Annotated in this window: 8 protein-coding genes; 2 read left to right on the forward strand and 6 right to left on the reverse strand. The window is 70.2% G+C overall.

Annotated elements, in window-relative coordinates:
* Positions 1–18: 18 nt before the first annotated feature.
* The 3 genes from NDR87_RS16135 to NDR87_RS16145 form a co-directional block, all read right to left on the reverse strand.
* Positions 19–5,076, reverse strand: a complete 5,058-nt coding sequence (locus NDR87_RS16135) for a hypothetical protein (protein WP_251913611.1) — start codon at positions 5,074–5,076, stop codon at positions 19–21.
* 91 nt (positions 5,077–5,167) lie between these two features.
* Entirely contained in the window at positions 5,168–5,464 is a 297-nt protein-coding gene (locus NDR87_RS16140; protein ID WP_251913608.1) for a hypothetical protein, read from the reverse strand.
* 197 nt (positions 5,465–5,661) lie between these two features.
* Positions 5,662–6,222, reverse strand: coding sequence for a DM13 domain-containing protein (locus NDR87_RS16145; protein ID WP_251913606.1), 561 nt, complete (start codon positions 6,220–6,222; stop codon positions 5,662–5,664).
* Between the two features lie 229 nt (positions 6,223–6,451).
* Between NDR87_RS16145 and NDR87_RS16150 the strand changes: the two genes are divergently transcribed.
* Complete coding sequence (locus NDR87_RS16150; protein ID WP_251913604.1) at positions 6,452–7,348, forward strand: universal stress protein; 897 nt, start codon at positions 6,452–6,454, stop codon at positions 7,346–7,348.
* Positions 7,349–7,354: 6 nt separating this feature from the next.
* Here the strand turns inward: NDR87_RS16150 and NDR87_RS16155 are convergent, their stop codons facing one another.
* Positions 7,355–8,917 carry a PQQ-binding-like beta-propeller repeat protein gene (locus NDR87_RS16155; RefSeq protein WP_251913601.1) on the reverse strand — a complete coding sequence of 521 codons (1,563 nt, stop codon included), beginning with the start codon at positions 8,915–8,917 and terminating at the stop codon, positions 7,355–7,357.
* 173 nt (positions 8,918–9,090) lie between these two features.
* On the reverse strand, positions 9,091–10,278 hold the full coding sequence (locus NDR87_RS16160; protein ID WP_251913599.1) for a lipase family protein: 1,188 nt from the start codon (positions 10,276–10,278) through the stop codon (positions 9,091–9,093).
* An 86-nt stretch (positions 10,279–10,364) separates the two neighbouring features.
* Between NDR87_RS16160 and NDR87_RS16165 the strand changes: the two genes are divergently transcribed.
* The gene (locus NDR87_RS16165; RefSeq protein ID WP_251913597.1) at positions 10,365–10,988 is read left to right on the forward strand and encodes a TetR/AcrR family transcriptional regulator; all 624 of its coding nucleotides are present in this window, start codon (positions 10,365–10,367) and stop codon (positions 10,986–10,988) included.
* A 21-nt stretch (positions 10,989–11,009) separates the two neighbouring features.
* On the opposite strand, the gene NDR87_RS16170 is transcribed toward NDR87_RS16165, so the two are convergent.
* On the reverse strand, positions 11,010–11,876 hold the full coding sequence (locus NDR87_RS16170) for a response regulator transcription factor (protein WP_251913596.1): 867 nt from the start codon (positions 11,874–11,876) through the stop codon (positions 11,010–11,012).
* Between the last annotated feature and the right edge of the window lie 80 nt (positions 11,877–11,956).

Here is an 11,956-nt window from a genome sequence, read left to right on the forward strand (position 1 = left end):
GTTCGATGGGTGGGATTTTCAGAAGGTGACCGGGACGAGCCGCGGCTGGCCGCCTCGGACCGGTCCGTCGGTCACTCTCGTGCCGACCAGCGGAATATCGGCGTGCGGTTGCACCGGTGCGGCGGCCCGCTGCGGCGAGGCCATCCGCTTCTGCAGCGAGGCGACGACCTGATCGAGCGGGGCGTCGTCACCGGGCAGATCGTCGAGGAACTGCGTTCCCGTCGGGGTCGATCCGCCGGTGACTCCGGCCCGCGGGGTGTCGTTGTCCAGCGCCGCCCGAATCGCGGAGATGACATACGAGCGGAACGGCGGGCTCAACAGGGCCAGCAATGCCAGAGCCGCCAGGGTCAGCACCGCCGCGGCGATGCCGAGATCGGCCAGCACCCAGGGAATTCCGACCGTCAACGCCACGGCACCGGTGACCGCCGCACCGACGCCCAGCCCCACGGTCAGCGCCAGCACCACCGTCGCGGCCAGGGCGGCGAGGCCGCCCAGCAGCGCCAGCGGCACCCCGATGGCCAGCAGCGGCAGCACGATCGCCGCCGCGACGGCCAGGCCGATGAGCACGCCCAGCACCAGCGCGGCGAGCTTGGCCACCTCGAACGCGGCGAGTACGGCCAGGGCCAGCGGAACCGCGATCGCGAGGCCGATGGCGGCGGTGATCCCGGCGCCGATGGCGAATGCGATTGCCACAGCGGCCAATCCGGCCAGGGCCAGAATCGGCAGGCCCAGCAGGATGAGCGGGATGGCGGCGAGCGTGGCCAGTCCGAGCAGTGCCAGCGGCACACCGACGGCAAGCGCGGGGACCGCGATCGCGAGGCCGATGGCGGCGGTGATCCCGGCGCCGATGGCGAATGCGATTGCCAGGGCGGGGATTCCGATCGTGGCCAGGGCCGCGAGTCCGGTCAGGGCCAGGATCGGTAGGCCCAGCAGGATGAGCGGGATGGCGGCGAGGGCGGCCAGTCCGAGCAGTGCCAGCGGGACGCCGATGGCCAGCGCCGGGAGGGCGAGGGCGGCGGCGACCGCGAGGCCGATACCGACACCGATTGCCAGCGCGGGGATTCCGATTGCGGCGAGCGCCACGATCGCGAGCACCGGGAGCGCGAGCAGCAGTAGCGGCAACCCGAGCAGGACCACGCCCAGGCTCAGCAGGCCCAGGAGAGCCAGTGGCAGCACTACCGGAGCGCTCAGCAGCGCGAGGGCGCCGACCGCGGCCAGGGCCGCCGCCGGGATACCCGCGAGCACGATGAGCGGCAGCACCGCCAGGGTCACCAGGCCCACCAGGGCCAGCGGCAGCACGATCGGTGCGACCAGTGCGGCCAGCACACCGAAGGCGGCGGCGGCCAGCACCGGCAGGGCCACGGCCGCGATCACGGCCAGGCCGATCGCGACGAAGGGCGCCGCGGCCAAGGCCAGCGCGCCGATTCCGGCCAGTGCCAGGACCGGGACGGCCAGCGCCAGCAGCAGCGGCAGCAGGGCCAGCGCCAGCAGGCCGAGCAACGCCAGCGGCACGAGCAGGCCGAGCAGCGGAACCGAAAGCGCCACCGTCACAGCGACTCCGATGCCGATGCCCACCGCACCCGCGACGATCGCGGCGATGGCGGCCAGTGCCAGTAGCGGCAGCGCGATGGCCGCCGCGACCGCGAGGCCGATCCCGATACCGATCACGGTGGCCAGTGCCAGCAGCGGCAGTGCGACGGCCGCCGCGATGGCCAGGCCGATCCCGATACCGATGGCCGTGGCCAGTGCCAGTAGTGGCAGTGCGACGGTCGCCGCGATGGCCAGGCCGATCCCGATACCGATGGCGAGAGTCGGAATGGCGACGGCCAGGATTCCGGCCAGCACCACCGCGGCCAGCGCGGGCAGTGCGGTGAAGTCCATCGCCAGGCTGAGCAGCCACAGGAACGCCGCCAGACCCTTGCCGACGACGACCAGTCCGATGGCCAAGGTCACCAGGATCGCCGGGATGCCGAAGAAGCCGAACGCCTCGACCGCCAAAGAGATTGCGGCAGCGGTCAATCCGGCGGCCATGAACGGCGACCAGATCGCCAGCAGCGCCAGCGCGATGATCGGGGAGATCGCCGTGGACACGACCGGCGCGAACGGCCCGAAGATGAGGAACGGGATGCTCAGCACCCCGGCCCACACGGCATACGGAATCCCCATGACGACCGTCGCGATCGACAGCACCAGACCCACGGCGGCGGACAGGACGCCCCCGGCCAGGACCACCACGGCCAGCGCGGCCAATCCGACGAAGTCCTCCGCGGCGATGAGAATGGCCGCCACGGCGAGCGCGACGATACCGACCGGGATCGCCACGAGCGCGAGCGGCGGGAACAGCAGCGAACCGAGCACCCAGGTGCCGACGATCATCAGAATGCTCAGCGCCAGCGGAATGCTGCTGCCCACGGTCAACACCGCGGCCAACCCGGCCAGCAGGGTGCCCGCCAGCACCGTGACGCCGACACCGCCGAGGGTCGCCACCAGCTGACCGAAGACCAGCAGCGGGATGGCCAGCAGCGCCAGCGGCGGATTGATCGCGATGAGCGCGAACGCGGTGAGCGTCATCATCACCCAGCTGAAGATGTTGACGACCAGACCGCCCACGAAGACGGCGGCGACGGCCGCGACGGCGGTCACGATCGCGGCGGCGGTGACCGCGATCAGGCCGCCGCCGGTGAACACGTAGTTCGCCGCGGCGAGTGCCATGATCCCGGCCGCGCTGGCGGCGGCGAACGCGACCAGCGGGATCCACGCGAACGGCAGCGTATAGGGCATGGCCAGCGCCAGCAGCGCGCCGAGCGCGAGCACGCCGAACGCCCAGCCCGCGGCCGCGGTCAGCAGGAAGCTGGTGCAGAAGGCAAGGACCAGACCGGAAATGCCGACGCCGGTGAACAGGAACAGCAGCCCCAGCGCGGCCGGTGCGACGACCAGCGCCAGGAAGAACAGCGGCGACAGCAGCGGCCCGAGGACCGGAATGGCGAAGGTCAGGAAGATGGTGGCGGCAAGTCCGGCCACCACGGCCACCGCGGTGGCGATGATGCCCGCGGCGGCGGTCAGCAGCACGGCCGCGGCCCCGAACCACCAGAACACGAACGCCGCGGCCAGATGCAGGGCGGTCGCGACCAGCGCCCAGGCCATCAGAATGGTGATGGCCGCGGTGCCGACCACCGAGATGCTGAGCAGACCCGCCAGCGACACCGCGCCGACCGCGACGCCGATGACGAGCGCGGCCGCGCCGAACAGGATCAGTGCTGCCAGGCCCAGCACGGCCAGGATCGGCAGCGCGATCAGACCCCACGGGGTGAGCAGCGAGGCCAGGGCGAGCGCACCCGCCAGCAGTGCGGAGATCACGAAAGTCGCCGCGAGCGTGCCGAATCCGGCGATGGCCGTGGCGATCATGCCAACCACCAGGATGCCGAAGGCGAGGGTGAAGATGAGCGGCACGGTGATCAGGCCGAAGAACGGCGCGAGGGCGGCGGCCAGCAGGCCGATGGCCATGGTGACGATGAACAGGGCCGCCGTCGTGACCAGCCCCAGCGCCGTCACGACCAGCGACACCGCGATACCGCCGACCACGGTCACGGCGAAGGCGGCGAGCCCGAACGCCAGAATGATCGGCGCGAGGATCTGGAAGGCGATGAACGCCAACGGGATTCCCACGATCAACACCGGAATCGCGACGATGGCCAGCACGACCAGCACCGGGATGGCGAGGATCGCAGCCACGGCCAGCACGGGCAGCGCGACGATCGCGAGCCCGCCGAGCACGACGGCCCCGATCACCAGCGCACCGATCACGATGGGCGCGGCCAGCAGCGCGACTATGCCGATGGCGCCGATCGCCAGGGCACCGGCGAACAGCAGCGGTACGATCACCAGCAGCCCGAGCGCGGGCACACCCAGCAATTGCAGCGCGGCATGGTGCGTGCCCACCAGACCGGTGTTGGTCAACATCGCGCGAATGTCGTTGAGCAGCGGCTTCAACGCGGTACCCGGATCGGAGATCAGGCTCAGCACCGGGCTCACATAGCTGAGCAGCGGGGCCAGCCCACCCAGCACGGGCGATACGTAGCCGAGCACGGTCGCGGCCAGGGCCTCGAAGCCGCCGCCCTGCTGGCCGCCGATCTGCCGCAGGGCCTCGGCCAAGTGCTGCAAGGGATCTCCGGCGCCGAGGGTGTCGCCGAGGATCGGCTGGAGCAGCTCGCGCAGGCCCTGCCGCGGGTCGTCCTCGTGCGGGAGGCCGAAGATCGTGCGCGCCTGGTTGAGTAGATCGGTGATGGGGTTGGCGTCGGTGTCGCGGCGGTACCCGGCCTGCTCGATCGCCTGGTCGACGAAGCCCAGCAGGTCGTTGACGGGCTGACGCAGCGGGCCGGAGGGGAATGCTCGATCGGACCATTCCGCGAGTTGCTTCAGGTCCAGTCCGGAGCCCAGCACCTGGGCGGCGATCTGGGCCAGCTCGTTCACCGGAGCCGCGACCGGGCCCACCGGGTTCACGGTGTCGGTGGTGCCCACCGCGTTGTTGCGGAGCTGATCCGCGATGCCGGGAACCGAGATCGGCGCCGGGGCGTCCGGGCGGATCGTTGCGGGCCCGCTGGCCTGAGCCGGATCGGCGGGCGGGACCGGAACACCGAAGGCGTCGAGCGCCTGGCCGATCGCATTGCCCGCCATGGCTCCCAGATCCGGTCCGGCCTGCGGCGCGACGGTCTCGAGGTTCGGCACGGCCTGGGCGAGGTCGGGAATGGCGTTGCCCAGACCGGAGACGACGGCCCCCAGGTCGGGCAGGCCCGGGACGGCACCGGGAGCGCCGACGGCGGGCCGCACCCCGAGATCGGGCAGGGCGCGCAGGGCGCCGGGGGTCCCGACGGCGGGATGCAGGTCGAGATCGCCGGTGGTCTTCACCAGCGGCGTCGGCGGCGGCACATCGGCCTGCGCCTTGGCGCCGGTCGCCAGGGCCCCGGCCATCGACGCGAAGGCGGCGGCGGCGTAGAGACCGCGGCGGTTGCGCTGGACTTCCTTACGATGCTTGCCCCCGCGCCGGGCGGCGTACGAGGGGTTGCTGGGTGCAGACATGGGTGAACCTTTCGATCGAATGGGAACAGCGAGTGCCCAACCGGTATCGGTCGGTTCCGGCCACGAGCCCGCCGGAGGTCAGCGAGAGCGACTAGGCGGGGCCGGTCTCGCCGTCGGCGCAGACCGCCCGGGACACCCCGCCCTCGGTCCCGAGGGTGGTGCCGACGCGGGTGTGCAGCAGGCCGCCGATATCACGGCAGCGAATGAAGGCGTGGGCACCGGCACCGGCGCCGGGCGAGCAGGTGAGAGTGGCCTGATCGGCCACCGAACTGTCGTAGCTGCACCCGTCGGAAATCGGGTTCGCCGTCGCCGAACCGGCGACGACCACCGAGGAAACGAGCGCCAGCACATACGCGGCTAACACAGCGAAGCGGATTTTGAAGTGCATGCGGAGATGTTCTGGTGCCCCGATTGGCCGGTCAATGAGAAGTTGTGGGACATTTCGTATCACCGCAGCTAGAAATGCTGCCGCGGAGTATCCGCTGCGGATTTTTCCTGCGCGATCCTTACGGCTGCGCCTCTTGCGCTCCGCTGCGATATGTGGTCAGGGCGGGGTTGTGCGCAGTCGATTAAGCTAACCGTTGGCTAGCTTTCGGGTCGCAGCTCCGCCGCGCCGAAGGAGACGCGGAACCGTTCACACCAGATGCTGACGCTGGTGTATTCGCTCAGCTCGACCTCGGCGGGGATGGCGTAGTTCTGATTACCCCTGTTGCCTTTCAGGCTGCCCAGATCGGTGTGCTTGCCGTCGTCGAAGACGAACCAGCCGGCTTTGCCCGTGCGTACCGGGGCATCGGTGAGCCAGACGCGCAGCGCGGGCCCGTCGGAGGTATCGAGGTCCGTCAGCCGCAGCACCCGTCCGCCGTCGGGCAGGCGCAGGATCGACGCCGTGCCCGAGGTCCCATGTTCGTGGGAGACGAATTCGCCCCGGGCCAGCACGCGCGGCTCGGGCGCGCCGGTCGGCGCGACGACCGCCGGCACCGCTTCGTCGACGGTCGTGTTCGTGAACAGCCGCCACGGCTGAAACAGCGCCAACCCGACGCCGAGCCCGACCACCAGGACGACGGCGAGCACCCAGCTGATCGGCGAGCGCACCACCCTGCGGGCGAACGATGGACGGCCGCTCCTCGGCATCTCGGTCGACCCCATTTGGTTCTCCTCACGAACTCGTGTCAACCCCTTCGGCAGCCAACGCTGCCAGAACCACCGCGTCGGATCCCGCGAAACCGCCGCCCCCGGCCCGGCCGTCACACAATGTTCAGCAGTCTCCGGTCGGCCCCACCCGCAGTGACCTTCGACCATCCCACCGACTTCCCGGACCATCGATGCTGAAAGGCAACCCGAGCGGTAATGCGAATCGGAAAGCAAGGAGAACCGTATGAACGAGCAGGCAATCGTGGCCGCGGTCGACGGCTCGGCCGTGTCCTGTCACGCGGCCGGGTGGGCGGCGGCCGAGGCCGTGCTACGCGGCTGGCGGCTGGAGTTGGTGACCTCGGTATACGTTCCGACCGGGTGGGGTCCGGGCGCGGTGCTCGTCGACGGTGAAATGGACTGGCTGCGCCAGGACGGCGAGCGGATCCTCGCCGAGGCCGTCCGGATCGTCCGCCTGGCCGTGCCCGAAGTGCCCGAGATCACCACGACGGTAACCTTCGAGCCGATCATTTCCGATCTCATCGCCCGGTCGAAGCGGGCGCACATGGTGGTCGTGGGCAGTCGCGGTCAGGGCGCGCTGCGGCGCGGGCTGCTCGGGTCGGTGAGCACCGCGGTCACCCGGCACGCGTATTGCCCGGTGGCCGTGATTCATTCGTGGTCGGCCGTCGACCCGGTGTCGGCGGAGAAGCCGGTGCTGGTCGGTGTCGATGGCAGCGAGAACAGCGTGCCCGCCCTGGAGCTGGCCTTCGAGGAGGCCGCCCGGCGCGGCGTCGGCGTGACCGCCCTGCATGCCTGGAGCGACGTCGGCATCGGCATGGAGGTGCCGATGATGGGCTGGGACGACACCATCCGGGAACAGGAGCAGACGGCGCTGGCCGAAAGCCTGGCCGGCTACGCGGAGCGTTACCCGGAGGTGCCGGTGCGGCGAATCCTGGTGCAGGACCGCCCCGTTCGCGCCCTGGTCGACGAGTCGGACAATGCCCAACTCGTCGTCGTGGGCAGCCACGGCCGCGGCGGCTTCACCGGAATGCTGCTCGGATCCACCAGCAACGCGGTCCTGCACTCGGTCGAGACCCCGCTCGTGATCGTGCGGCGGCGAGCCGACCAGGAGCAGACCGGATAGCCCGGCTCAGGGCAGGCCGAAGGCCAGCAGGACGTTGCCGGGCATCCCGGTGGTGATCTGGCGGCCGTAACCGGAGTTGGTGAACAGCATGCCGTTGGCGATGACCGCGCCGTGGCCGTTGATGCCGCCGCCGACACCGGGCACGCCGTTGACCGTCTTGAAGTGCCGCGCGGTGTTGTACTCCCACAGGATGGCCCCGGTATCGGCGGAGAAGGCGCGCATCTTGCCGTCCATGCTGCCCTCGTAGACCAGGCCGGGCGTGGTCGAAACCGCATTCGGCATGGCGAGCTGGCACAGCGGTGACATCGGCACCGCCGGGACATTGACCAGGCAGCCGTTGCGCGGATTGGGGGTGCTCCAGATGACCTCGCCCGTGGCGGGATTCAGCGCGTAGAGCGTGCCGGGCTCGGCCTGATAGGTCGCCACGTACAGCCGGTTGCCGTCGTAGCTCGACCCCCACTGGATGCCCTGCAGCGACTCCGAACCCGGGGCGGGCAGCCGCGGTTCGGGCGTGGACAGCCTTGTCTGCCAGATGATGTCGCCGGTGGTGGCGTCGAGCAGGTGGTAGACGCCGCTCTTCTGCCCGGCGCCGACGACCAGGCGGTCACCGATCTTGAAGAGGTTGGGATGCGAGCCGAAGTCGAAGTCGTGCCCGGGATCGGGGCAGTTGCCGCCGGGAACGGGGATCGCGCAGCGACCGTTCCAGGGCGGGTCGCCGGGCGTCATCCGCCGCACCCACTTCGGGGCCCCCGTATCGATGTCCAGTGCGCCGATCGCCTCGGCCCCTTCGGGATATCCGGAATAGGGATTGCCCGAGGTGTAGTACAGCGTGCGCGAGGCGGCGTCGACGGTCTGCGACGACCAGACCGGCGCGCCGCTGGGTTCGAACTCCGGCTTGCTCCCGGTGGGCTGCGGCTGCGGGATCGTGTAGTACTTCCACCGCACGTCGCCGGTCGCGGCGTCGAGTGCGACGACACTGCCCCGGAACGTGCAGCAGTGGTACAGATCGCTGGTGGCCTGCCCCAATTCCTGACTGGACACCCCGACATAGATGTGCCCGTCGAACACCAGCGGCGACCCGGTGATGATCGCGTACCGATGCTCGTCGAGCTGGCGCACCCAGCGCAGTTGACCGGTCTGGGCGTCGAGGGCCCACATCCGGGCCGAGTTGTCCCCGAAGTAGACCAGGCCGTCGGCGACCGCGGGCCCATTGCGCAGACCGAACGTCGGAAGGTTTCCGCCGAGCGGGGTTTCGGCCTGGAACGACCATCGGGTCGCACCGGTCTGGACGTCGAGGGCGTAGAACGTGCCGTTGCGCCCGCCGACGTAGACGGTCCCGTCGACGACCGCGGGCTGGCTGGACGCGGCGATGGTATCGGGAAAACCGAACGCCCACTTCAGTTTCAGATTGCCGACCGTGGCCGGGGTGAGGGCGGTCTCGTTGGGATTGTGGCGGGTGCCCTGGAGGTCGTATTGCCACATCGTCCAGTCGCCCGCGCCGTTTGCGGCCCGACTCAGACCGCCGCCGGATTCCCCGAAACTGGAACCGGCCAGGAGCACGACCGCCATGATCACCAAGAGCGGTATCCGAAGTCGCGATTTGTTCATGGTGCAGAAAGCGTCCCACCACGTCGCCCGGGGATTCGGCGGACACGGAAGGCGACGCCAAACCGTGACCAGGACGTTTCCGGATGCATGCCAGCCGAACCGCCCGGACGACTTCCGCGTTTCGTCGCAGCGGATTACCGCCGCAGATTGCTGTCGGCGAAGGCGATGGCGTCGCTCGCGGCGGCCTCGACGATCTTGACGTGATCGGCCCCGGGGTATTCGCGGTAGGTGATCGGTTGGCCCGCGTCGGTGAGTTCGGTCGCGGTGCGCTTGGTGGCCGGGGGATCGACGGTGTCGTCGGCAAGGCCCTGGGCGATGAGGACCGGGGCCCGGTAGCCGGTGGTGGGTACCTCGAACACCGGAGTGGCCAAGGTGGTGAAATCGCCCTCTCCCAGCGGCTTGGTCAGCAGCGAGGCGAATGGGGTCTCCCCGGCCCGTTCGAACATGTCCGGCAGGCACAACCGGCCCGCCTGGTCGATCACCTCGCGACCCTTGGCATTGAGGTAGGCGCCCGGATCGAACGTCGGCTGGGCCACCGCCAGTCCGCGAATCATGTAGGCCCCCAGCGGGGTGAATCCGGGACCGCCCGCGTCGGCCGGGGCGTCCGGCCGCCCGAAGGTGGTCAACTGCTCGGTGACATGCGTGGGCGGTGCCATGGAAATGGTTGCGCGCAGATCCAGTTCGGGCGCGTAGTCGGCGGCCACCGCGGCGGTGAACAGGGCGGCGTGCGCGCCTTGGGAATGCCCGACGGCGACCCATCGGTTGGCCAGGCCGGGTTCGGCGGAGCGAGCGGCCCGGACGATGTCGATGGCGTTGTGTGCCTCGGTGTGCCCGTCCAGATACGGCGCGACACCGGGGTCACCCAATGTGACGTAGTCGGTGGCCACCACGGCGTATCCGTGCGAGAGCCATTGCGCCAGCAGGGGATTGTTGTCGTCGTCGTAGCCGGTGTTCGACGGGGTGCAGGCGGCGGCGATGCCGACGGTGGGGTGATGCCAGGACACCACCGGCCAACCGCCCGCGGGCGGCTGGCCCTTCGGCAGGAAGAAGCGGCCGGTGACCTTGACCGGCTTGTCCTGCGGTCCGGTGGACCAGTAGGTGAGTTGCTCGGCCCTGGCCGCCCCGTCGGGTGCCTTGGCGCGGGTCAGTTTCCCGGCCTCGATCAGCGTGCCGGGTGTGGCGCCCGCGGCGTCCGGTGCGATGGCCGTCGCGTTGAGCGGCGGCACCGCGACATCGGAGGAGGACGTGTTGCACCCCCCGGCCAGCGCGATGACGAGACTCGCGGTGGCCGCTGTGGTCAGAACTGCCTTGCGACGCTTCATAGGGAGGAAGGTTCCTTTCGGGACGCCGGACGAGCCTCATTCATGACGCATATTGCATACAGAGTGTATGTGATATTCATGAGTGTATGAACGCTGTCAAGCCCCGCCGGGAGATGTACGCCGAGTCCACCCGCGAGGCACTGCTGCAGACCGGACGCGAGATGTTCCTCGAGCGGGGCTATCCGGCGGTGGCGGCCGAGGATCTGGTGCGGGCCGCCGGCCTCAGCCGCGGCGCGCTCTACCACCACTTCGGCGGCAAACAGGGACTGTTCGAGGCGGTCTTCGAGGAGCAGGAACAGCGGGCCGTCCGGCGCATCACCGCCGCCACCGCGGACCACGACGATCCCTGGCAGCAGTTCCTGGCCGCCCTGGACGCCGCGCTGGACATCTGCGCCGAACGCGACTACCGCGAACTCGTCTTCCTGCAGGGCCCCCTCGCGCTCGGCTGGTCCCGATGGCGCGAACTCGATCAGCGGTACTTCGGTGGGCTGCTCGCCGCCCGGATCCGGACGCTGCTGGCGTCGGGCCTCATCCAGAACCATCCCGCCGAACTCCTCGCCGCCGCCGTGGACGGCTGCATCACCGAGCTGTGCCTGCGGGTCGCCGAGTCCGAGGACATCCCCGCCGCCCGCCGCGACGCCGGACGCCTGCTGCGCGCCCTGCTCACCGGCCTCGCCACCACCGCACCGCGCGAGCACCCCTCGGACTGACGCGGGCGGCGGCCGATGTGTTCAGGCGCGGTAGCGTTCTCGGGCCAGGGCCCGACCGCGACGGGGGCCGGCCTCGTCGCTGCCCAGACCCGTTGGCGTGTGGGGACCTTCGCAGACCGGCGGCCTCGGGGGCGAGTCGGCGCGAGCCACCGGGTCGACGTCGGTTCGGTCCTGCCCGAAGCGGTCGAGCCGGGCGCGGTCGGGGGTGACCAGACCGGTCTCGTAGGCGATGACGACGGCCTGGGGACGGCTGCACACGCCCAGTTTGACCATGGCCCGGTGCAGATGGGTCTTGACGGTGCCCTCGCTCAGCGAGAGACGTTCGGCGATGGCGGTATTGGGTAGACCGGTGCCCACCAGTCGCAACACCTCGATCTCCCGCCGGGTCAGATCGTCCAGGGTGGAATCGGGTTTGCGGTCCTCGTCGATCCGTTCGGCGAACCGCGCGGTCAGGTGGCGGGTCACGCTCGGCGCGAACACCGCACAGCCGGTGGCGACGGCGCGGATCGCGGCCAGCACCTGCTCGGGCGAGGCGTCCTTCAGCAGAAATCCGGACGCGCCGACCCGCAGGGCGGCCCACACGTCCTCGGCGCGGCCGGTGTTGGTCAGCATCAGCACCCGCGGCGGGCGCGACCCCGATGCGGCGAGAATTCGCTCGGCGGTGAGGATTCCATCCGTCGCGGGCGTGGCGAGGTCTATCAGGACCACCCGCGGGTGGCGCGTGGCGGCGAGCGCGATCGCCTCGTCGCCGGTGCCGACGGCCCCGACGACGGCCAGCCCGGGGCAGGCTCCGATCAACGCGGCCAGGCCACTCCGGACCAGCGGTTGATCACCCACGACCAATACGTCGATCGTCGCTGCGGTCCATTGCTCACGCAAGGTCGGCAAGTCTCGAACCTCCTGTGCGTCCGGCTCTGCCGCAGAGGCTAGGGGGCGTCGAGTTGATTAGTAATCCCGCGCGATGGTGC

It is taken from the genome of Nocardia sp. CDC159 (assembly GCF_023740735.1).
GTDB classification, from domain to species: domain Bacteria; phylum Actinomycetota; class Actinomycetes; order Mycobacteriales; family Mycobacteriaceae; genus Nocardia; species Nocardia pulmonis.